Origin of the sequence: Kitasatospora sp. NBC_00039, assembly GCF_045160625.1 — a bacterium.
In the GTDB taxonomy this organism is placed as follows: domain Bacteria; phylum Actinomycetota; class Actinomycetes; order Streptomycetales; family Streptomycetaceae; genus Kitasatospora.
The window spans coordinates 831,039-853,419 of record NZ_CP108290.1 but is presented as its reverse complement, the minus strand read 5'-3'; the positions used below and the strand labels follow the sequence as shown (position 1 = coordinate 853,419).

Annotated in this window: 19 protein-coding genes; 10 read left to right on the top strand and 9 right to left on the bottom strand. The window is 71.4% G+C overall.

Annotated elements, in window-relative coordinates; translation table 11 throughout:
* Positions 1 to 1,315: 1,315 nt before the first annotated feature.
* Complete coding sequence (locus tag OG286_RS39955) at positions 1,316 to 2,200, top strand: IS982 family transposase (RefSeq protein WP_331742585.1); 885 nt, start codon at positions 1,316 to 1,318, stop codon at positions 2,198 to 2,200.
* An 11-nt stretch (positions 2,201 to 2,211) separates the two neighbouring features.
* Here the strand turns inward: OG286_RS39955 and OG286_RS39950 are convergent, their stop codons facing one another.
* Together OG286_RS39950 and OG286_RS39945 are read right to left on the bottom strand one after the other, a co-directional pair.
* Positions 2,212 to 2,796 (bottom strand): hypothetical protein, encoded by a 585-nt coding sequence (locus OG286_RS39950; protein WP_331742582.1) that lies wholly within the window; start codon positions 2,794 to 2,796, stop codon positions 2,212 to 2,214.
* Between the two features lie 623 nt (positions 2,797 to 3,419).
* Positions 3,420 to 3,731 (bottom strand): hypothetical protein, encoded by a 312-nt coding sequence (locus OG286_RS39945; RefSeq protein ID WP_331742579.1) that lies wholly within the window; start codon positions 3,729 to 3,731, stop codon positions 3,420 to 3,422.
* Between the two features lie 95 nt (positions 3,732 to 3,826).
* Between OG286_RS39945 and OG286_RS39940 the strand changes: the two genes are divergently transcribed.
* The 5 genes from OG286_RS39940 to OG286_RS39920 all read left to right on the top strand — a co-directional run bounded on the left by OG286_RS39940 (position 3,827) and on the right by OG286_RS39920 (position 11,602).
* Positions 3,827 to 5,197 carry a DNA-binding protein gene (locus OG286_RS39940; RefSeq protein WP_405366112.1) on the top strand — a complete coding sequence of 457 codons (1,371 nt, stop codon included), beginning with the start codon at positions 3,827 to 3,829 and terminating at the stop codon, positions 5,195 to 5,197.
* Positions 5,198 to 5,421: 224 nt separating this feature from the next.
* Positions 5,422 to 6,264, top strand: a complete 843-nt coding sequence (locus OG286_RS39935; RefSeq protein WP_405366122.1) for a TnsA-like heteromeric transposase endonuclease subunit — start codon at positions 5,422 to 5,424, stop codon at positions 6,262 to 6,264.
* 68 nt (positions 6,265 to 6,332) lie between these two features.
* Positions 6,333 to 8,540 (top strand): transposase, encoded by a 2,208-nt coding sequence (locus OG286_RS39930; RefSeq protein ID WP_405366111.1) that lies wholly within the window; start codon positions 6,333 to 6,335, stop codon positions 8,538 to 8,540.
* A gap of 352 nt (positions 8,541 to 8,892) precedes the next feature.
* Positions 8,893 to 9,867 carry a TniB family NTP-binding protein gene (locus OG286_RS39925; protein ID WP_405366121.1) on the top strand — a complete coding sequence of 325 codons (975 nt, stop codon included), beginning with the start codon at positions 8,893 to 8,895 and terminating at the stop codon, positions 9,865 to 9,867.
* Between the two features lie 328 nt (positions 9,868 to 10,195).
* Positions 10,196 to 11,602, top strand: a complete 1,407-nt coding sequence (locus tag OG286_RS39920; protein ID WP_331741275.1) for an IS1380 family transposase — start codon at positions 10,196 to 10,198, stop codon at positions 11,600 to 11,602.
* 1,739 nt (positions 11,603 to 13,341) lie between these two features.
* On the opposite strand, the gene OG286_RS39915 is transcribed toward OG286_RS39920, so the two are convergent.
* Both OG286_RS39915 and OG286_RS39910 read right to left on the bottom strand, forming a co-directional pair.
* The gene (locus tag OG286_RS39915) at positions 13,342 to 13,968 is read right to left on the bottom strand and encodes a hypothetical protein (protein ID WP_331742568.1); all 627 of its coding nucleotides are present in this window, start codon (positions 13,966 to 13,968) and stop codon (positions 13,342 to 13,344) included.
* 78 nt (positions 13,969 to 14,046) lie between these two features.
* Positions 14,047 to 14,568: a hypothetical protein gene (locus tag OG286_RS39910; protein ID WP_331742566.1), complete on the bottom strand. Its 522-nt coding sequence runs from the start codon at positions 14,566 to 14,568 to the stop codon at positions 14,047 to 14,049.
* Positions 14,569 to 14,955: 387 nt separating this feature from the next.
* On the opposite strand from OG286_RS39910, the gene OG286_RS39905 reads away from it, so the two are divergent.
* From OG286_RS39905 to OG286_RS39890, 4 genes are all read left to right on the top strand, one after another.
* Positions 14,956 to 15,240 (top strand): DUF6193 family natural product biosynthesis protein, encoded by a 285-nt coding sequence (locus OG286_RS39905; protein WP_405363923.1) that lies wholly within the window; start codon positions 14,956 to 14,958, stop codon positions 15,238 to 15,240.
* On the top strand, positions 15,155 to 15,331 hold the full coding sequence (locus tag OG286_RS39900) for a DUF6193 family natural product biosynthesis protein (protein ID WP_405363921.1): 177 nt from the start codon (positions 15,155 to 15,157) through the stop codon (positions 15,329 to 15,331). Before OG286_RS39905 ends, OG286_RS39900 begins: the two co-directional genes overlap by 86 nt.
* 628 nt (positions 15,332 to 15,959) lie before the next feature.
* A complete protein-coding gene (locus OG286_RS39895) occupies positions 15,960 to 16,616 on the top strand; it encodes a hypothetical protein (protein WP_331742561.1) in 657 nt (218 codons plus the stop codon).
* 102 nt (positions 16,617 to 16,718) lie between these two features.
* On the top strand, positions 16,719 to 17,816 hold the full coding sequence (locus OG286_RS39890; RefSeq protein ID WP_405358626.1) for a hypothetical protein: 1,098 nt from the start codon (positions 16,719 to 16,721) through the stop codon (positions 17,814 to 17,816).
* A 374-nt stretch (positions 17,817 to 18,190) separates the two neighbouring features.
* Here the strand turns inward: OG286_RS39890 and tpg are convergent, their stop codons facing one another.
* The 5 genes from tpg to OG286_RS39865 form a co-directional block, all read right to left on the bottom strand.
* Positions 18,191 to 18,772 (bottom strand): telomere-protecting terminal protein Tpg, encoded by a 582-nt coding sequence (gene tpg, locus OG286_RS39885; protein WP_331742555.1) that lies wholly within the window; start codon positions 18,770 to 18,772, stop codon positions 18,191 to 18,193.
* Positions 18,773 to 18,865: 93 nt separating this feature from the next.
* Positions 18,866 to 19,813 carry a hypothetical protein gene (locus tag OG286_RS39880; RefSeq protein WP_331742553.1) on the bottom strand — a complete coding sequence of 316 codons (948 nt, stop codon included), beginning with the start codon at positions 19,811 to 19,813 and terminating at the stop codon, positions 18,866 to 18,868.
* Between the two features lie 134 nt (positions 19,814 to 19,947).
* Entirely contained in the window at positions 19,948 to 20,622 is a 675-nt protein-coding gene (locus tag OG286_RS39875) for a helicase associated domain-containing protein (protein WP_331742550.1), read from the bottom strand.
* Positions 20,623 to 20,676: 54 nt separating this feature from the next.
* Positions 20,677 to 21,069: a hypothetical protein gene (locus tag OG286_RS39870; RefSeq protein ID WP_405366123.1), complete on the bottom strand. Its 393-nt coding sequence runs from the start codon at positions 21,067 to 21,069 to the stop codon at positions 20,677 to 20,679.
* Between the two features lie 147 nt (positions 21,070 to 21,216).
* Complete coding sequence (locus OG286_RS39865; protein WP_405366110.1) at positions 21,217 to 22,182, bottom strand: hypothetical protein; 966 nt, start codon at positions 22,180 to 22,182, stop codon at positions 21,217 to 21,219.
* Positions 22,183 to 22,381: the final 199 nt, after the last annotated feature.

Sequence of the window (22,381 nt, the reverse complement as noted above, 5' to 3'; positions counted from 1 at the left end):
CCGCTGGCGCGGGAGCAGCGGTGCTGACGCACCGCCAGGTGCGGGGGTGCCGCCTACGGCGTCACCGTGCGTGGCGTGGCCTCGGCTGCGCCTCGCCGGGCGGTGGGTGGTTGGGGGAATTCGCCGATGGCGAATTCGTGGGCGCGGCACGCGCCGTTGGGGTGGGCGTCGGGCGTCGCTGCGCTCCGCCTTTCCGGTGGCTTTTTGTCCGGGCCTACGGCCCGTCCAATCGTTCGGCTTTCCCGCCTTGTTGGGCTGGTGTTTTCACGGCCCTACGGGCCGATTGGCTGGCAGGGTTTCCCGGGCTGCGCCCGGGGGTGGGCGTTGACGATGTGACGCAGAATTCGGGTAGAGGCCCATCCCTCCGGGCGGGCGGGGTGCCGGCCGGGGCCTGCGGCCCTCTGCGTTGACGATGTGTCGCGGACTTCGGGTATCAGCCACAACCCCACCTCCGGGGACCCTCCCCCGGTCCCGGCCGGTGGCCGGTCAGCCGCCTGGTTGCTGGGCTGGCGGCCCATCCGGCGCCCCTGGGACGGGGCCTGCGGCCCTCAGGGGCAACCTCCGGGCACCGGCTCCGGCCCGGCCTCCCCGGCCCGGGTGGCGGGCCCTCACGGGCCCCCCGGACGGCGGCCCCTGACGGGCCCTCAACCGCAGACTCCCGGCCAGAATCCGAAGCGAATCCGGCGGCGTTTCCCCGACTTCCGTACAGCCCTGTCCTACCGATTCCCGGACTGGCGCGGGACGCGAACAGGCAACCTCGCGGCAACCGTCCATTCCGGCTCTATCCGGCCGCACTTCTGGCAGGAATGCGAATTACCTTCCACTCACTTTCAAGCGGAAATCAGAACACCTTTCGGGGCGCAGCGGCGAGGAATCGCATTCAGGTATCTCTGAAAGGGGCCTACGGCCCTCCATGCCGACACGGCGACCGCCCTTCCAGACCGCCCAGGAAATCCCGCCCAGCGTCAACCGAGCAATTCCCGGTGCGGCGACACCGAACCGAACACCGGACCAGGACGGCGGCCAGGAGGGCGCAGCAGGGCGCGGCACCGGGCGGCCAGGGCGGGCACGGGCACAGCGGCCGGACGGCCGCTGCGGGCGCAGCGGGACGGCCTGGCGGCCGACCAGAACGGCAGCCAAAGCCCAGCTGCGGAGGCGGAGTACGGCTGCCAAAAGGATCAGGCAGGCGCCGGGTTCGGCAAGCCGGCGAGAGCGGCAGCCTGATCGCCGGTCAGCTCGCCTGCTTCGTCTAGATGAGTGAGTCCGATGTTCGGGCTGGCCGCGACCATGACGAAGGGTGTCCGTTGGTTGGTTTGTGAAGACGAACCTGGACACCCTTCTGACGGCACTCTATGTGTTCATCGATGACCATGTGGCCCCGCGTCACCGGATCGGGCGACCGCCCCGGCTGTCGGACGCGGAACTGCTCTGCCTGGCCGTGGCGCAGGTCCTGCTCGGCTTCCCGTCCGTGAGGCACTGGCACCGCTTCGCGGGCAGCCGGCTGCGGCACCTGTTCCCGTACCTGCCGGGCCAGTCGGGCTACAACAAGCGCCTGAACGCGGCCGGCCCGCTGATCTCCCGGGTCATCGCCGCGTTGGCCCGGCAGGTGCCGACCTGGCACGACGACCTGCGGCTGGTCGACTCCACACCGTTGCCGTGCGCCGCCTCCCGGGAGACGGTCAGGCGCTCGGCCCTGGCCGGGGCGGCGGGATACGGCTACTGCGCGAGCCACTCCCGGTTCTTCTGGGGCTTTCGCCTGTACTTGCTGACCACCGCCGAGGGCATGCCGGTCAGCTGGTGCCTGGCGAACCCGAAGCTCGGTGAGCGCGAGGTCGTGCAGGCGATGCTCGGCCGCGACCGTCACCTCGTGCGCCATGGCCAGGTGATCCTCGGCGACAAGGGTTTCGCCGGAGCCGCGTTCGAGTCCTTCGTCACCGACGAGCTCGGCGCGTATCTCGTGCGGCCGGACCGCAAGGGCGAGCCGGCCCGTTTCGGCCGGCTCGCCCGGGTCCGCCAGTGGATCGAGGCCGTCATCGACACTCTCAAGGGCCAGCTCAGCCTGGAACAGCACGGCGCCCGCACTGAGGCCGGGGTCTTCGCCCGCACCGGTCAGCGACTACTCGCCCTTGCGGCCGCGATCTGGCACAACTGGGCCACCAACGCTGCGATCAAGCGATCACTCATCGCGTATGACCACTGAGGACATCGGACTCATTCATCTAGTGCTTCGCCCAGAACAAGTACCTCCGCCCAATGCAGGTCGAGGACGTCCTCGACCTGGTTGCCGAAGTAGAGGTACGTCCAGAGCAGTCTCGCCGGGTCATCGCTCTCAGCTAGCGCCCGGAGACTCGGGACTGCCGCATCGCGGTCGTGCAGGGCACCCATCTCTGCCGCCCACCCTCGGTCTTGGGTCCAGAGGCCGTTGTCCCGGAGCCAGCGCTGCTCGGCTCGCTCCCCGGCGGCCAGCTGCTTGACCAGCGCCGAGTACGCCAGCTCATTGGGGCCCGGGCTCATAGTGCCTTCCAGCTCCAGCCGCGGCCCACAGCCCACGTCCCGGGTGTGCTCGACGATCTCGACGCCCTGGACGTGCATCCCGACGTGAAGAGCGACCACCGTGTGGCCGGCCTCGTGTACGGAGACGGCCCTCCGGTAAGTCGCGTGGTCGAGCCCCGGCACGTGGCCGTGGCAGCACCAGACCGCGGGCTCAGGGTGCCGCGAGTACGTCTCACGGCCTCCCTTGAGCGTGGTCGGGTAGAAGACCAACTCGCTCTGCCCGTCGGCAGGGGGCGTGCTCACCACGAAGCTCCTCTCTCCCGGCCGCTGAGACCGGGTCATCGTGCGCGGATACGCACAGACCAGCGTCCGGGGCCACACGAGAGTTCCTGTGGGCAGGCCCCGGCGAGGCACGGTGGACGGGCATGGCCGGCGCCCCAGCCCAGCGGGCAGCAGCACAACACCGGTCCGGACGGCGGCCGCCCGGCGGCGCCCAGCAACCCGGGACAACGGCGCAGCGCCGCACGGCAGCCAGCACACGGCCAGGACGGGGCGCAGCACCAGGACGGCGGCCGCCCGACGGCGACCACCGAGAAGCGCCCAGCCCGACCCCACCAAAACCGAACACCGGCCCCGCCACCACCCCCGGCCACCGAAATTCCGACCCGAATTCAAACCACCACCGGCAACCAATCTGCCAAAACAACCGGGCGGAATACCCGGCGGAATTCACCCCCGAAAACAGCCCACAACACCGGGCCCACCCCCGAGCGGGCCGACCCGACCCCCCGACCCCCGCCAGCCACCACACACAGTCACTACACCAGCCGCCCGACACCACCTACCCGACACCCCCAACAGGCACAACCAAAGGTCCAGACAACCCCGCGAAAGAGGCCAAAACACGGCCCACCACAACCAACAGGTCACACCCGACGGCTCCTCCCCGGGTAGAGCTTCGCGTGCAGCACGCGGTCCTCCCACCACGGATCATCCGGAGCGCAGACCAGCGCGGCCACCAGCTCGCGCCTGGTCGGGACCGGCAGCACCAGTGGGCCCAAGTCCTTTGCGGCGCGAGCCTGTACGCACTCGGGGCACTCCAGCCGGTCCGGCCGGGCCCTCTCCCGCAGCTCCAGCTTCGAACCCTCCTTCCCCCCGATCGAGCCCCGGCACGTCCAGCACGGACGCAGCTGCGCGTTGGCCGCGCGGGCGATCTGGGGTGTGTTCTTGATCGACATGCCGAGAGTAGGCGGGCGGGGCGGGAAGATGAGAACTGCCTTCGGGTTCTGCGGTTCTCCGCGAGGCTGGGGTCATGGTTCCCGGGATCTTCCGTGTGTCTCCTTTCGCCGGCGAGACGGTCTCCTCGTTCCTTGGGCGGGTCGCCGCCCGCTACGGCCTGGCCGACGCTGCCCTTCTGACGTCCTGGCAGTGGCATGGCCACCGGCCGCGGCACGAGGGCGGTGTGCTGCGGGCGGATGCCGAGGTGCTGCTGGATGGGGCCGGACGGCGGGTGCTGGCCGGGTTGTGCGGGGTCGGCGAGGAGGTGTTGGGGCGTGCGTTGCCGGCGTGGGGGCTGGACGACGAGAAGCTGGCCTCGCGGGCGGGTGGGAGCGGCCCTGGGGCGGTGTGGCGGGTGGGCGGTTCGGTGGTGGGGCCGGTGGCGTTCGGGTGCCGGTCGTGTGCGGCCCGGCGGTCCGGGGAGCCGGTGCGGGTGGTGCGGTACGCGCAGCGGTGGGAGCGGGTGTGTACGCGGCACTGGCGGTGGCTGCTAGACGCGGACGCGGACCAGGCGCTGGAGTCCCTGGACCTGCGTGGCCTGCCAGAGATCTGCGAGGCGCAGCGGCGGTGGGCGGGGGTGGTCCGTCGGGCGGTGCGGGCGGGGGTGGAGCCTGGGGAGGTGTTCTCGGTGGCGTGGGCGGTGGTGTGCCGGTGGTGGGATCTGGCGTTGGAGTGGCCGGACGAGCGGGTGTGGCTGGCTCGGCTGCACGCCCTGGCGGGCGGGGAGGCGGGCGGGGACTTCTGGCGGTGGCGGGCGGTGGCGCGGGACGCGGCCGTCTTCCCGGAGGCGGTGGAGGTCGCAGCCGCGCTGCTGAATCCGGTGATGGCCGATCTGATCTGGCAAGACAGCGGGGCCGGGCGGCCTCGGGCACTGCCGGCGGACGGGGCGTTCTGCCGGCGGCTGGGCGAGCGGGTGGGACGCCCGTGGCTGGGGCCGCTGGCTGCGGTCGACTACGGCGGGCCGCTGATCGCCTGGATGGGCGCGGTGATCCGCCGACGCCGCGGCGTGGCCGTGCCGCCCGGTCACCGGGACGGTCTGTGGTGGGTGCGCCGGGAGCTCCAGCCGCCGGGCATGGCCGCGCAGCTGCGGGCGCTGACGAAAGAAGCCAGGCTGCCGGGGTCAGGGACGGCGTGGCGCTCGGCGGTGGCGCCCGAGCGTCGCATGCTGATCGACAACTTGCTGGACGACGCACAGGAGCAGCTGATCCAGCTGCGCGGGGCGCAGCGGGGCAGCAGTACGGAGGCCGCCGAGCGGCTGCTGATGGGCCTGGGCTACAGCATCACTCGGCTGCAGGAGGCGGTACGGGAGGTCGCGGAGGCGGCGGTGGAGGCCGGAGTGCGGCACGGGGACGTGGCCGCGTGGGCGGGGCTGTCCCCGGGCGCGCTCGCCAAGGTGCTCGGGACTGGAGGAGGGGCTGGGCGGTAGAGGTTTCGGCAGGTTGATGGGGGCGCCTCGCCGCGTCCGGGGCGCAGGTCGGGCCGTGGGGCAGTGCTGTGTGAGGTGTACCGGGCTTGGGCTCGGTCGGTGGGGTGTGGGCCTGGGTGAGAACGCGGGAGCCCTCTACCGCACCAGGTCACGAGGTGGGGTAGGAACGGCGAAAGCGGTTCGCGTGAGCGTGTGTGGTGGGTTGGCTGAGAACCGTGAGCGATGTGGACGGTGTGGCCGGGGCGAGTGGATCCGCGGGCCCGGTGGATGTGGATGGGCGGGCGGGGTTCGAGGCGGTGTTCCTCGACCCGGTCGGCCGGGAGGTGCGGCAGCGGTGGGAGGACGCCTGTGTGGCGGTGGCGTTCGAGGACCTGGCGCCGGTGTCCGCGTTCCCGGTCGTGCCGGGGCGCAGATGGGGGCCGGGGCTGTGGTGGTCGGCGACCACCGGGCGGCACGTGGTCGCCGGGTCGAACGCGATGCGCGCCCAGCTGATGGTCCTGGACCGCGACCCGTTCGTGGTGGGGCTGGCAGGGCGGCCGGCGCGGCTGGTGTGGCGCGACGGGCGGGGCCGGGTGCGCTCGTGGGTGCCGCAGCTGTTCGCCCGGTACGCGGACGGCACCGCTCTGCTGGCCGACTGCCCCGGTCATCCGGAGGCGGGCGGTGAGCGGGCGCTGAGCGCCGCGCAGGCCTCACGGGCGGCGTGCGACCTGATCGGCTGGCGCTACCGGCGCCTGGAGACGCTGGATGCGGTGTTCGCGGCGAACCTGAGGTGGCTGGCCGGCTACCGCCACCCGCGCTTCCGGGGCCGCCCCGAGGTAGCGGACGCGCTGCTGGAGGCATTCGCGCGGCCCAGGCCGCTCCTGGAGGGCGTTCAGGCGGTCGGCACCCCGATGACGGTCCTGCCCGCCGTCTTCCACGCCCTGTGGCACGGCCAGTTGGCAGTCTCTCTCGAACGCCCGCTGCACCAGGGCGTCCTCGTCGGCCCGGGACGCGTACGGACCGAGGCGGGGAGCAGCGGGACAAGGATGACTGGGGTGGCGGGCGGTTTCGGCGGAGGTGGGCTGTGAGCGCGGGGGCGCAGCGGCGTGGTGGGCGGCCGGTGGTGTCGGTCGGCGGACAGGTCTGCTTCCGGGGATTGCGCTGGCAGGTCGTCGGCCTGGCCGGCCAGCGGATCCACCTGGTTGCCGAGGGCCGGGACGAAGTCGTGCTCGCCGGGCACCTGTTCGCCGACCCCACGTTCGCCCTCGTCGGCCCCGAGGCCGACGGGAAGGCGCAGGCGCCGCCGCTGTGGGGCCTGTTCGAGACCGCTCCGGCGGCGGCCAGGGAACGGGCGCTGGCGTGGCGGCGGCACATCCGCGAGGTGGAGACCGGCCACCCCGACGGGGCGGGCGCGGGCTATGTGGCCAACGAGCGCTACGACCCCGAGCGGTACACGCTGGCGCAGCGGGAGCAGGCCAAGGCCGAGGAGCTCACCGCGCTCGGCTTCGGGCGGATCTCGCGTTCCACGGTGCAGAAGATGCGGCTGGACTACCGCAAGCAGGGCCTGTGGGGGCTGGTCGACCACCGTTCGACCCGCGGGCCCAGCCTCGCGGGGCGCACCGACGAGCGGGTCGTGGCCGCGGTGAAGGAGGCGATCCGGCGCCGGCGTGGCCGCTCCAAGGGCACGGTGAAGGCGCTGCTCCCCGTGGCGGCGCGGATCCTCGCGGAGCGGCACGGCGACGCGGTGGCGATGTGCTCGCAGGCCACCTTCTACCGGCTCGTGGCCCAGCTCACCGACCCGCGCGACGGCCTCCACGGGCGCGGCGACGGCGTCCCCGGGCCCAGGGAAGGACGGGCGTTCACCCCGACCGTTGCGCTGCGCCCGGGCGAGCAGGTCCAGGTCGACACCACCCGCCTGGACGTGCTGGCCGTCTTCGACGACGGGACCCTGGGCCGGCCCGAGCTGACGATCGCCGTCGATGTCGCCACCCGCTCCATCCTGGCCGCCGTCCTGCGCCCCCACAGCACCAAGGCCGTCGACGCCGCCCTGCTGCTCGCCGAGATGGCCGTCCCCCACCCCGCCCGGCCCACCTGGCCCAACGTGCTGCGCTTCACCCGCTCCTCCATCCCCCACCGGGAGGAATTGCTGACGACCAACGGCCGGCTTGAGGGCGCCGCGGCGCGGCCGGTCGTGGTGCCGGAGACGATCGTCGTCGACCGCGGGAAGATCTACCTCTCCGAGACGTTCACCGCCGCCTGCCAGAGCCTCGGGGTCAGCGTGCAGCCCGCACCGCCGCATGCGCCGACAGCAAAGGGGATCGTGGAGCGGACGTTCGGGTCCATCAACACGCTGTTCTGCCAGTACCTGCCCGGCTACACCGGCTCCAACGTCACCGAGCGCGGCCGCGACGTCGAACAGCACGCCTGCTACAGCGTCACCCAGCTGCAGGACCTCCTCGACGAATGGCTCGTCCACTGGCACCACCGCCCCCACAACGGGCTGCGCCACCCCGTGCTGCCCAAGGCCAAGCTGACGCCCAACGAGATGTGGGGCGCGCTGACCGCCGTCGCCGGGCACGTCCCGCTCCCGCTATCGGGGCGGGACTACCTCGAGCTGCTGCCCGTGCGCTGGCTCACCATCAACGACCACGGCATCGGGCTGGGCCAGCGCACCTACGACCACGACCTCCTCGGCCCCTACCGCGGCCAGCCCTCACCCGTCGCCGCCCGGGCCGGCCGGTGGGAGATCCACCACAACCCCCACGACCTGCGCCAGATCTGGGTCCGCCTGCCCGACCGAGACGACCTGGTGGAGATCCCCTGGATCCACCGCGACCACGTCCACCAACCCTTCGACGACCGCACCTGGGACCACATCCGCACCACCGCCCTACGCCGCGGCAACCACGACCAGCACGAGGCCGACCTCGCCCAGGCCCTCGACGACCTCCAACGCCGCAGCAGCGCCGGCCACGCCACCCGCACCGAACAAGCCCTCCTCACCCGCGCCATGCCCGCCCGCATCCCCCACCCCACCCACACCGGCCAGGCCACGGCGCAGCCGGTGCAGCCGGGGCGGGAGGACCGCGCGGGCGCTCCAAGGCAGCCGGACACGGCCGGACGAACCGCGCACCGCCCCCGCGCCGGGGCCGGCCCGGACGCGGGTGACGGTGACACGGGCGGCTGGGAGGACACCGAGAGCCTGGACGGCCTGGACACCGAACCCGACACCGGCGAGTGGCCCGACGACCACAACGAGGACGACGACGGTTGGGCCGACGAGGGGAACGACGGCCGCTCCCCCGCCCCGCCCTACACCGGCCTCGGCCTGTGGAACGCCCACCAGGAAGCCGAACGATGGTGAACACCGCCCGCAACCACGCCCCCGGGCCCGACAACGGCCGACGTCACCACCACTACCGCCCCGGACCGGCAGCGGCCTCGACAGGCCAGAGGCGGGCGCAGCCGGGCCGTGCCGGAGCGTTGCGCGGCCGTGCCGGGGCCTTGCAGCGCTGCCGACCGCGCCACCGAGCGCTCCCCGCAACCGCCGAGGCCGCCGGTGCGGGGAGCACGGCGCCCGGTCAGAGCCCCCACACCGAGTGCCGGCACGCTCCAGCACCCGCGGGCACCGGAGAAACAGGGCACCAGCGATGAACAACACCCGCACGAACACCGCCGACACCACGGCGGAGCTGGCGCAGGAGACGCCGTACGCGGTGGACACCTGGCATGGCTTCCAGACCTTCGCCACCACCCCCGCCCCCGCGCCACCCGCGCCCGGAAAGCCGCAGCGCAGTATCGAGGAGCGCCTGGCCTACCACTCCGCGTTCGTCACCGTCCGCACCCCCGCCATCGACACCCTCGCGCTCACGGTGCGGCGTCTGATGCTGCTCGGACGCCACCAGCGCACCACCGCCCGCCCCAGCCTGATCCTCACCGGCCCCGCCGCCACCGGGAAGACCACCGCGCTCCTCGAGGTCGGCCGCACCTGCCACCTCGCCCACACGCGCCAGCACCCACCCACGCCCGGACAGCAGCCGGTGGTGCCCGTCGCCTACGTCCTCGTCCCCCCAGGGGCGAGCGCCAAGACCCTGACCGCGGGTTTCGCCCGCTACCTCGGCATCCCCGTCACCGCCCGCATGACCCAGGCGCAGCTGATGCAGGCCGTCTGCCACACCTACAACACCGCCGGTGTGCGTCTGGTACTGATCGACGAGATCCACCGCCTCAACCCCCGCACCACCACCGGCGCCGAAGCCGCCGACCTGTTGAAAGACCTCACCGAACGCATCGGCGCGACCTTCGTCTACGCCGGCATCGACGTCACCGGCACAGCGTTGTTCAGCGGGGTTCGCGGTGCTCAACTCGCCGCCCGCGCTTCCCTTGTGGAGACCGGTGCCCTGCCCGCCCGCCTCGGCGCCCGCCGCCCGTTCACCGACCTCGTCACCGACCTGGAAGCAGCCCTCGACCTCCAGCGCCACCAGGCAGGCACCCTGCCCCGCCACGCCCCCTACCTCCACCAGCGCACCGCCGGACGCATCGGCAGCCTCGCCCGCCTCATCCGCGAAGCCGCCCTCACCGCGATCCTCGACGGCACCGAACGCATCACCAAAACAACCCTCGACGCGGTGCGCCTGGACCACCAAGCAGAAACCCACCCCCGCCCCCACTCCCGCGGACGGGTCCGATGACAATCCCGGCCGGCTGAGAACCCCTCAAGACCAGTGAGAACACCACCCCGGACAGCCAAGACCCGCCCGCTCGTACCCGACATAAGCCAAGAAAACCCCGAGATCAATAAGAACGGCCCGCCGGCGAACATCCGGACAGCCCCCGAGACACCCATCCTGACCAGGCAAAACAGTCCTGACCAGCCACAACCCGAAAACAGCCATTAGCCTGCGCGTTTCACTTCGGGGCGCGTCCGGATCATGACCAGAAAAGCGAAAGTGCCTTCTGAGCTGGGACGATGAGGCTTGTCTAAGGTCTCCGTCGTACCAGTAGGAAGGCACTTTCTGCGTGCACACTACCCGGTCACGCCCCAAGCTCGTCGTCAGCGCCGACGGGCACGGGGTCGTCAGCCACGCCGGATCGCGCCTGCTGGCGGATCTGGCCGATGCCACCACACTGACCAGCACCTTCTCCGAGGCACTGCGGCGGCTGCGGCCACGCGGCACCGGGCACGCTCCCGGCCGCGTCGCGGTGGACCTGGCGGTGATGCTCGCCGACGGCGGCGAGGCGATCCGGGACCTGGCCCTTCTGCGCGACCAGCAGCAGGTGTTCGGCCCCGTCGCCTCCATCCCCACCGCCTGGCGCGTCCTGGCAGGCATCGACACCCAAGCCCTAAAGGCGCTGCGAGCCGCCCGCGCCGCTGCCCGCGAGGTCGCCTGGCTGCAGGCCGCCGAGACCAGGGACGGGATACCGTCGGCCCGAGTCGGAGGACGTCAACTGCCGGGCCTGGTCCTGGACATCGACGCCACCCTGGTCACCTGCCACTCCGAGAAGGAACAGGCCGCCGCCACCTACAAACGCGGCTTCGGCTACCACCCGCTGCTCTGCTTCCTGGACAACACCGGCGAGGCCCTGGCCGGCCTCCTGCGACCGGGCAACGCCGGAGCGAACACCGCAGCCGACCACATCACGGTCATCGACCAGGCGCTCGCACAGATCCCCGATGCCCAGCGCCACGGCACCGAGATCCTCATCCGCGCCGACAGCGCGGGTGGCGCCAAGGCGTTCCTGACCCACGTGCGCGCCCTCAGACAGCGCGGCATCCAGACCACCTTCTCCGTCGGACACGCCGTCACCGCCGAGTTCCGCAAGGCCATCCGCGCCCTGCCCGAGCAGGTCTGGCACCCCGCCCTGGAACAGGACGGCTCCCTTCGCACCGGGGCCGAGGTCGCCGAACTGACCGGCCTGGTCGACCTCGCCGGCCACCCGGACGGCACCCGCGCCATCGTGCGGCGCGAGCGTCCCCACCCCGGAGCCCAGCTCTCGCTCTTCGACCAGGACGAAGGGATGCGCCACCAGGTCTTCCTCACCGACACGCCCGTCGCCGGCGGCGGCTCCCTGCAACACCTGGAGGTCCGCCACCGCGCCCACGCCAGGGTCGAGGACCACATCCGCTGCGGCAAGACCACCGGCTTCGGCCGCTTCCCCTCACGCCACTTCGCGATCAACGCGGCCTGGCTGGAGCTGTCCCTGACCGCCATCGACCTGCTCGTCTGGACCCGGACCCTGCTGCTGGACGGCGAGCTCGCCACCGCTGAGCCGAAGAAGCTCCGCTACCGGATCCTGCACACCGCGGCCCGGATCACCCGCGCCGCACGCCGCATCCGCCTACGGATCGCCTCCACCTGGCCCTGGCGCCACGAACTCGCCCTCGCCTTTGCCCGCCTCGCAGCACTACCCCGACCGGTGACCTGACCCGAAGACACCGCCGCTGACCGCCCACGACCCGAGGACCAAGGAGCACCCGACCACGCGTCGGGCCCCAGGCACGCCCACCCAGCCCCAAGCAGTCCAGCACCACCGCCCCGGAGATCAACCCGGCTCAGCCAGCCCCAACCGAAACGCGGAGGTTAGCGCACGGTGAAACCCTCAACACCGGCCACCACACTCACAAAACCCACGACATCCCCAGCTCACACCCACCACCTAAGCCCACCAACCCCCACACGCCCGTTCTCACTCCACCAACAACACTCCAGCCCACCCACCACCCCACACCCCAACTACACCCCCCTGAAACCTCAGGACGGGCGCCAAGCCACCACCAGGGCGGGCGCGGGCACGGCGGGGCAGGACGGCCGAGTCGGGCGCAGCGGGACCGGCCTGGCGGCCGACCAGGACGGCGGCCAGGGCCCAGCAGCAGAGCGCGGCACCGGACGGCGGGCGAGGCAGCGGGGAGGAACCGAGGCCGGCGGACCGGCGCAGCCCGGTGCAACACGAGGTGCAACACGCCCACCCGCCCCCACTCCCAGCCACATAACACCTGGTCAGAACCGCAACACAGCCCCGTGTTGCACCCCCGCGCAACACCGCGTCGCACCCCCGCGTTGCACCCCCACCCGCCACCAGGCCACCCGCCACCCGGCCGCCGAACACCACCACCAGGACCAGGCCGCCGAGAAGGCCGGCCCCGACAGCGGCCGCCGTCCCGCCCCTGCCCGGACGGCGGTCCCGGGATGGGCGTCGGCGGCCCCGGACGACGGCCAGGACAACCGGCACCCGACGGTCGGCGACACCGGCAGCAGCCACCACCCGAATCTCGCCCGCGGCCCCACCCCGACCCTGTCGCACCCACCTGCCGCGCCCCCACCACACACAGGGGATCAGGGGCATCCGCCCACGTCACAGCACACGACAGCACCCGACACGACAGCAGGACGCGACAGCCAACGCGACAGCATCACCGGCCGCCCAGGACGGCGCCCGGACGTCCTCCAGGGCGGCCTGACGGCCACCCAGCACCAGCCCCCACCACCCGGCCGGGACGGCGGCGCAGCGAGGCCGCAGGCACAGCGGGACGACGACCACCGCCCCCGGCTGCCCAGGACGGCGGCGCAGCACGACAACGAGGGGCCCTGGACGCGGCGCAGACCCGAACGACGGCCCGGCAAGCAGGCAGGCGGGGCGCAGCCCGGCCGGAGCGAGCACAGCGGGCCCGGGACGGCGGCGCAGCAGGCCGGAGCGGGCCGCCCTGGACGGCGGCACCCGGCCCGGACCACACCGGCCGCACCACCACCCCAACGACCCGCACCGCGCGGCACCCAGCCCTGCCCACCAAACCGAACACCGACCCCCGCCACTGCAATTCCAACCAGAATTCATGCCATTACTGGCAGCCAATCCGCCAAAGCAACCGATGGAATACACGGCGGAATTTACCCCCGAATCCACACCCAACAACACCCCACCGGCCCCCAAGCGGCCGACCAGACCCCCGCACCTCACTCACCACCACACACAGTCACCAAACCAGCCGCCACCCACCACCCGCCGAGCTCCCCAACAGGTCCAACCAAAGGTCCAGACAACACGGCGTGTGGGGCCATTTCGCGCCCCACAACACCAACAGGTCACATCTGCGGGCCCCTCGCCGGATAGAGCCTGGCGTGCGGGCGCGAACATGCCATGTAGGGTCTGCCGCTTGCGGGGTCAGGTCAGTGCTGGATCTGCAGCAGTTGCTGCTTGGTCCATCCGTCGCCGGCCGGGGTGAGTGCGGTGATCCGGTCGTTCGCGAGGTCGACGAGGAGCTTCGGCTTGGCCTCCTGGTCTTCGATCAGGAGGACCTGAGGGTGTCCGTCGGCCTCCACAACGGTGGTCGCGCCGCACTGCAGCAGGTGGTCGCGGAAGCGGTTCAGCGCCGCGGATGCCTCGGCGGGGCGAAGCTTGAGGACCTGCTGGGTGAGGCCCTGGCCGGCGCCGCCGCCCGTGATGGTCGACTTGATCCAGGTCTCCACGCCGGCCGCGCGCAGCCGGGCGGCCCGCAGCTCGTCGGGGGCGCTCCACGGGAATTCCGCCGGGTCGCACGAGGTGGAGGGGGCGGCGGGCCCCTGGGGGCAGCTCGCGGACAGGGTCAGGGAGGTCTCGGAGCGGGTGTAGGGGGCCTGGGACCAGACACTGTCCGGGTGCAGCAGGTCTCCGTCCGGGGCGTGGTACTCCGTCGTGCACGTGATGGCCTGGGTGGAGGGCTGCGCTTCGTGGGTGGGCTTGTCGTTGGTACAGGCGGCCAGCACGGTCAAGGCTGCCAGCGTGGCGAGCAGGGCCGGTGCGGTGCGGTGGTTCATCGGTCTCCCCCGTGGCGGGTGGGTGCGGTGGTGGTGCGGGGCACGGCCCGGTTGTGGCCGCACCCCGCACCGTTGCTGCTAGGCGTTGTTGACCTCGGAGTAGCGCTCCGGCGCGCTCGCGGTGGCCCAGGACGTGCTGGTGCCGCAGTTGCTGTAGGTGTGGACGACCCGGACGCTGAAGCGGCGGTTGATGATGCCGTCGCGGTAGTTGACGGTCGTCCACGCCGGAACGTTCACGGTGAAGGTCTCCGTGTTCGTGACGGTGGCGGAGACGGTGACGGACAGTCCGAGCTTGGCCTGGATCTCGGCGACGAACACGTCGGCGCTGGCCTGGATCTCGGCGCTGGCGGTCGCGCTCAGCGTGACGCTCTTGGTGCGGGCGATCGCCCGGCTGATCGAGGCGCCGGAGCTGTTCGAGATGGTGCCGCTGTCGCTGGTGCTCCAGTCCCAGCCGATCTGCTCGTAGTAGCGGTTGGTCACCGGCTCGCAGTAGTTGCTGCTCTGGCCTGGATCCACGTCGGCAGCACTCGCCGGAGCGGCCCCCACAACCCCCGCCAGAACAGCACCGGCGAACACACCGGCCACAGCCTTCTTCGTCATCAGGTTCCCCTCCCAGTACCGACCCCCAGCGGGTCGGACACCAAGGACCCTAGGAGATACACGATCGGCTGTAGACGAAACTTGAAGAACTTCTGAGGAAGACATGCCAAGTGATAGAGCACCCTCCCGTTCGCGGCGCGACATGCCCGCCCACGGCCCCAGGCACTCGCTTGAGACAGGTCATGCCATCGTCGCCGGATCCGGCGGAACGGGCTGACTACCGGCCGCCCCGCTCGGCCTTGATGGCGGAGAGGTACTTGCGGGCCGTTCCCTCGGTCACCCGGCCTGTCCCGCCAGCTGCGGCGCGAGGTCGACTGTCGGCAGGTTTCTCAGCCCATCGGGGTGGAGCGGGTTGTCGTGGCCGAGTCCGGACGTCATGATCGCGGGATGGCTGAGGAGACGGTTGTCCAGAAGACCTGGCGGGGGATGCTGGAGGGTCATCCCATGGCGCGGCGGGGGGAGCCTGCGGTCATAGCGGCCGCCTATGCCGAACCTCGGTTGCGGGGCCCTGTTCCCGTTTCCGAGCCACGGGGCGCTCACCTTCCACAGGAACACGCAGTTCCCGTGGAGCAACGACCTGCCGTTCATCGTGGGCGACGCACAATCGTGCATCGTGTACGCGCCGCTGGGCGCGCCGCGGCGTGTCCTGGGCGAGTCACTCACACCGCATGAGGCGGCCGCGTTGGTAGTGGCCCACCTGCCCCACGACTGCGGGCCGGCCTTCGAAGGGCCGTGGCCCCCACCTGAGCACTACACCGACTGAACCAGCCGCAGAGCTACGGCGCTGGTCAAACTGATCAAACTTCGTTGAGCCGGGTCGATCACCCGGGACCAGATCATCTGAGACGGGACACCCAGGTCCGGCGCGAAACGCTGCCACCTGGGGAAACGCCCTGGGACCGTCCCGGCAAACCGAACATAACGGTCCTGCTGGGACGCTGCTGGGACAGGCGTACGACCGGGCCTACTACCGCGTGTTCACCGCCGTCGAGGAACAGGTCCGCGGGGACCTCGTCGCCAGCCGACGGCACCTGGCCAAGGTCGAGACGCAGCGGGCCGCACGCTCCCGCCGCCACGAGTCCGGACCGGCGGCGGTCGTCGCCGAGCGGGCTGTGGAGTCCGGGACGGCGGGCGAGTTGGGTGGTGTCGCGTGTGGTGAAGCGCCAATTGATGGTTCGTTCACATATGGTCTTCTCGGTTGTTGGTTGAGCGAGGCCGGCCCTGCGGCGCCATCCGCGCACCGGGACCGGGACCGGGACCGGAGGCACGGTCGTCGTCCGGTGCCGTGCTGCTCGACACAGTCGCGCGAGCACCTTCACGGGCGTCGCGCCGCGCGTGCGCGTTGTGCGCGACGTGTGTACCCAGAGGGCAACTGAGAGAGTGGGAACGGTATGAGCAACGGGTTCAGGGACGGCGTCAGTGCCGCCGTCGCGTCGGGATCTCACGGTGAGTCCGGTTTCTGGTTCTTCAAGGGGAACCAGGCGCTGAAGACGGACCCCGACGGGAACAAGGTCGAGTACGGGCCCGCGGACATCACGGCATCGGAGGCATGGCCGGCGCTCGCGCCCTTCGGGCGAGACATCGACGCCGCGGTGTTCTCGGGAACCGGGTTCTGGTTCTTCAAAGGCAACCAGTGCACCAAGACGTCGCCCGACGGGCGCCGCGCCGAGGTTCCCGACAGCCCCATCACGGCGGAGGGAAACTGGCCCGCTCTCGCCGGCACGGAGTTCGAGAACGGCGTCGACGCGGCTGTCGAGTCGGGCGACGGCGGCAAGTCCGGTTTCTGGTTCTTCAAGGGGAACCAGGCGCTGAAGACGGACCCCGACGGGAACAAGGTCGAGTACGGGCCCGCGGACATCACGGCGCCGGAGGCATGGCCGGCGCTCGCGCCCTTCGGGCGAGACATCGACGCCGCGGTGTTCTCGGGAACCGGGTTCTGGTTCTTCAAAGGCAACCAGTGCACCAAGACCACGCCTGACGGCAACCACGTCCTGGTCCCGGCCAGCGCCATCGTCGCGGAAGGCAACTGGCCGGCGCTCGACAGGTAGCGCGCCACCGCCCGAATCGGGCGGCGCGTGGTGCCGGGGCTCTCGTGGCCTGACCGCAGTCATGAGACCCCGGCGCCGTGACGTGTCACGAAGGAGGAGGACATGCAGATGGCAGCCCCGAACCCGGGCGCGACCAAGACCCCGGGCCCGTTCTTCATCACCGGCCTGTATGCCAACGGAAGCACGCATGCCCAGATCTGCGTCTACTCCAGGGATCTCGCCGGTTCCCCGCTTCCGGTGTGGACATGGAGTCCGGTCACGGACGAGACCCTCTCGGGTCGCGAATGGGACGACCTCAAGGCCAGCACCTCGGTGACGGAGGTGAAGTGGGCCGACGGCGGGAACAAGGCGGTCGCCCTCGTGGGCGGCTACATCGTGCTGCTGTCCACACCGAACGGCGGGCGGCAGCCGCGACTGGAATTCGCGACCGCACTGCAGAACGCGCAGAACGCGCACTCGGTCGAGGTCCTGCCGGGCAACATGATCGCCGTCGCGGACAACGGGCACCACCCCGCGGGCTCCGGGGTACAGCTCTACGCTATCGGCGACCACCGGATGGGCACGGGGAGATACGAACAGCAGGTGACCGGCTTCCCCTCCACGCACGGACTGCTCTGGGACCAGAAGACCGGATACCTGTGGGTGGTCGGCGACAGCAAATGGCCGACCAGTGAAGGCGCCCAGGGCCTGGTACGGGCCTACGCGTACGACCCGGCCACGAAACGGCTCAACCAGAAGCACGCCGTCCAGAAGGAGGTCGGCACCGGCTGGAGGACCGTGGAGGCCCCGGACGAGTGGGACGGCCCACACGACATCACCGGCATCCCCGACACCAGGGAAATCCTCATCACCACGGAACAGGACGTCTACACCTGGAACGTCGACGACCTGGCGGCCGGGCCCGTATGGGCCCCGCAGATGACCAGGTTCACAACCTTCAGCGGAGACCGCCACGAACACGGCTACCCCCGCTCCCGCATCAAGTCGATCGGCATGCGAGCCGGGTCCAAAGAGATCATCTACACCCAGCCCACAAGCTGGGGCGAAGACGCGGACTATCCGGACCTGATCGGCTTCTACGAGGCGACCCAGGGCGGCAGAGGCGTCAAACGGCCACGCCGGACCGCCTACAAGGCACGCTGGTTCGAAGCAACACCCGGCTGGCAATCCCCTCCACTGCGCACACCCGAATCGATCTGACGGACAATCGGGACGCGGCCTGACACGGCCAGGTCCCAGCCGGGGCCGAGCACCTGGGAGGCGTTGCGGCCGGTGCGGGCCGTCGGCACCGGGTTGGAGCAGCCGGGGCAGGCGCACACCCAGGCCTCGGCCGCGCCGTTCGCCGTCTCGCCGGCATCGCGCCACCGCACGCCCCCGCGTCCTGCCGCACGCCCGCACCGTCACCGACCCGACCGCCGTCCTGGAGACGCTCGGCATCGAGGAGGACCAGGAGCGGGCGACCGCTCGGGCGGCGGCCTGGACTGGCCTTTTTGTGGTCGGGTAGCCGGGTCACGTTGCCGTGACCCGGCTACCCGACCACAATTTCGGCGACACGGAGCCGCTGGAAGGTGGCTCTACAGCTCGACGTCCATCCAGGCGACGTCGTTCAGCTCGACGTCGAGGCTGCGGACGCGGCGTCCGCCGTCCTTGAAGTACTCGTCGCGCAGGGCCTCGGCGAGGATCGCTTCCTGCTGGGTCTGGGTGGCTCCGGCGTCGCGGGCCTCGTAGAGCCGCTGGGCGACCGAGCCGGGCATCTTGTGGGTGATCATCCGGGGGCGGGGGTCGTCGGTGGTGCCGCCGGCCGCGCTGTATCCGAAGGTCGCCTGGATGTGGAGCATGAAGCCGTTCTTCTCGGCGTCGCGGCGCACCCGCTTCTTCACCCGCGGCTGCCAGGCCGAGCGGACCGCTCGTTCGACCTTCGCCGCGTTGGCCTTCGTCATGGGGATGTCGCCGGTCAGCTCGCCCTCGGCGAGCGCGGTCAGGGCGTGGGCCCAGCGCTGGGCGGTGCGCACCGAGACGCCGGCGGCCTGGGCGAGCCGCTTGGTGTCGTTCTTGGCGACCTTCTCCCACAGGAACTTGACCCGGGTGTCCAGGTGCACCGGGATGGGGCGGGTGCGCTCGGCCCGCTCCAGGCCCTCGTCGATCTCCCGGCTCATGGGGATCAGGTCCTTCCTCGCCCCGTCGGGGCGAACTCGAGTAATGGGGGGCGGCCCACCGACTGGGTGTCGGCGGGCCGCACGGGACGGCGGCTACTCGTCGGCGGACACGACTCCGCCGGCCTTCATGTGCCGGGCCGGGTTGGCGTCGCCGGCGATCAGCTCGGTGATTTCGGCCATCGGCCGGGAGCCCTCGTGCTTCACCATCCCGGGGCTGATGCCCAGGCGCAGCGAGGTGGTGAGGGTGCCCTCGGGCTTGGTGAGAACGTCGAGTACGCCGGGGCCGGGGGCGGCGAAGACGGCGCAGTCGGAGAGGACGGCGAAGCAGTGCAGGCCGGTGTCGTCGGCCATGCGGAGCAGTTTGCGGTGGAAGTTGACGGTGGCGGTGTCGATGACCAGGGCGCGCATCAGCGGGTCCCAGGTCGGCCGGTCCAGCGCGGCCCAGCGCTCGCCCGGCTTGTAGCCGTGGCCGTGGGGGCGCTCGCGCATCTTGCCGATGGTGCCCTTCGCGGTCTGCTTGATCGCGGTGAGCACCGCCAACTCGGCCGGGTCGCCCTGCTTGACGGCGGCCATGGCGTCCAGGAACGCCACCGGGTCGCGGTCGGCGAGGGTGAGCGGGACGCCGAGGGCCGCCATCGTGTCGACGTACGCCTGGCGCAGGCGCTTGTACCACGGGTCCAGGTAGGGGCCGTGCTCGTGGCGCAGCCAGCCCTCGGTGGGCTGGACCCGGGCGCCGAGTTCCAGGGCGTAGGCGACCTTCACCGTGGAGTACCAGGCCGGCCCCGTGGGGCGGGAGCCGTCGGCGGTGAACGGCGACGGGAGCAGCGGGTCGGTCTCCACGTGGGAGAGGTCGACCAGCCAGGAGCCCGGGATCCGCTTGTCGAAGACCGGGTTCAGCTCGTGGACCGGTCCGGACAGCGGCAGCGTCAACCTGCCCGCGGCCGCAAGGAACGCCATGTTCACATCGAGACCGACCGCGTAAAGCGCCCTCCTCTTCTCGTCGTCGGTGAGCTCGCGGAACCAGTCCCACGCCTCCGTCACCAGCTCCTCCCCAGGGCCGCGGTCCTGGGCGAGCGGGTGGATCTCGGGGACCTCCGGCGGCGCGGGGGCGGGTCAGCCGGTGACGGTCTCGGCGTGCCGGTGGAGCGCGTCCAGGAGCGCGGTCTGCTGCTGGGTCAGCTTCCCCTCATCACGAGCCACCGTCTGCTTGCGCAGCCACGTACCGGGCCGAACGCCGGGTCTGCTTCGCCGCCGGTGCGGTTGGCGGGGCCGGTGAGGGTGCCGCCAACGGCGAGGTAGACGAGCAGCCGGCGGTAGGAGCGGTTCCAGTCCGGCTCCAGGCGCCACAGCTCGTCCAACGCGTCGAGCTTGGCGGCCTGGTCCTTGGTGAGGTTGTCGGCCTTGCGCTGGCGGCGCATCCACGCGCCGACCGCGTAGTCGTCGAGCTTCGCGGTCGCGGGGATCGCCAGGTGGCCGTGCTGGTGGTGGAACGCGGAGGCGTAGGCGTAGCCGCGCTCCCAGGCGTTGGCGTTCTTCGACCAGATCATGCCGAGCGCATCCAGCTCCGAGACGCGGGCGGCATCGAGAAGGCCCTGACCGTTCAGGTGGCGCTGGCGGGCGAGCCAGGAGATCAGCTCCGCCTGCTTCGCCCTGTCGGTCGGGTCGAGATGGCCGTGCTCGATGTGGAACCTGGTCGCCAGGCCGTGCATCCGCTGCCACTCGACCGCGCGCGGATTGAACGCCCGCAGCTTCACGGTCTGCAGAATCTGCGCTGCGTGGTGCCGGGCGTTGATCTTCAGCCACTCGATCGGCGACTCCACCGGCACCGTCGGCTGCTCGCTCGTACGCACTGCTGCGCGAGTCGATGATCGAGGCCGGGCAGGTTGCCGTCGCCCGCGTCGCGATCAGGACCCGCGAATCGCTGGCCGTCCTGCCGGGTGCGCGAAGACGTCATCGTGCTCCAGACCCTGCTGTGGCCCGACGAGATCCGCGACCCCACCGGCATCGCTCCCGAGGGCATCGAGCTGCGCGCCAAGGAGGTCCAGCTCGCCCGGACGCTGATGGACGCCGTCACCGAGGACTTCCACATCGAGGCCGAACACGACGAGTACACCCACGCCCTGGAGCAGGTCGTCGAAGCCCGCCTCGCCGGCATCGAACCCCCGCACGCGCCCGAGTCCCGGGTCCTGCCGCCCGGCGGCACCGTCACCGATCTGATGGCCGTCCTGGAGCGCGCCCTCGCCGACGCCCAGGAGCAGCACCCGCAGACCAGCGAAGCGGTGAAGAGCACCCAGCACCACCAGGCATGTTCGCGAGTGTTGAAGCCGCTGCGGGCCTTGCCAAGGGAGCATCGAGGTGCTTCTGGTGACTGGCCTTCCCGAACAGGCGGGTTCACGGGCGACGGCTCACCCGCACGGCGGACCGCCGGGCGCTGTCGGGCACGCTCACCGCCTACGGTCGCCGCGTACCAGCGTCCACATGATCCCTGCCCCCGTCAGCACGGCCGTGACGTGCAGTGCCATGGCGGCCGCGACGTTCTCCGGGTAGCTGACGTCGCTCGGGTGCGCCAGCGCCACGTACACCGTGGCGGGCAGCCTCCAGCCGCTCCACGCGAACATCGAGCCCGATCCCAGCCACGCCAGGGCAAGGAGGAGCGGATACGGCAGCCGAGTCGACCGGCGACGGACGAGAGGCTGTACGGTGGCGGACGCGACGAGAGCCCAGCCCGCGCTGACCCCGACCAGGACATGCCAACTGGCCGGTCGCTCGTCGGGGTGCGCGATGCCCAGGGTGCCACCGGCCGCCCAGTAGAGCCAGGCCAGGCCAGCCACAGCGCCGGTCACGACGGGCCACACCGGTCCTCGGGAGGTGCGGGTGCGGGGTCGCTCCGGGCGGCGCAGCGCGTGGGGCCAACGCCGCCACAGATAGGCGGGAAGCGCGATGGCCAGCGCGATCCCGGTTCCCACGAAACTGCACTGGAGCAGCGCCGCTTCCCAGCCCGGCATCGCCGCGTCACCCCCCGAGCTCCCTGAGCCTCCCGAACCGCCCGTCCCGGAGCTCACAAGCGTGCTGACGACCACGAACGGCAGGATCGACACCAGGAACCCCGACCCGACCCAGGCGAAGAGGCCCACCAGCCAGCCGGGGATCCGCATCCCCCACGGCCGCACCAGCGCCAGCCCCAGCGTGATCCCGGCCGCAGCCATCCCGATCGTGACGGTGTTGAGCACCAGCCACCCGCCCAGGCTGAACCCCCGCCCGACCGGTAGCAGCCCCAGTAATGAACCGACCACCCACGACACCTTGATCACCAGATACGGCACGAGGGCCGCCGCAGCCCCGTACGCCGCCGCACGCCCGATCCGGTCCCAACGCTCCACCATGTCTCCCCCTCCGCTGGAGATTGCCATCCTCCAGCGCCCGCACCCCCTCCGCATCAATCCGCAGGCGGACTCCGCTCACCTGTGGGTATGAGTGGCTGTTGTCGTTCCGATCTTGGGGGCCATTAATCGAACGGGAGTCTCGATCTGGTGGCTGCGGCGGCTGCCGCGCTTGAAGGCGGGGCGCTGTAGACGGTGGCTGCGGCCCGCGGTCCGGCATGGGCCGCCC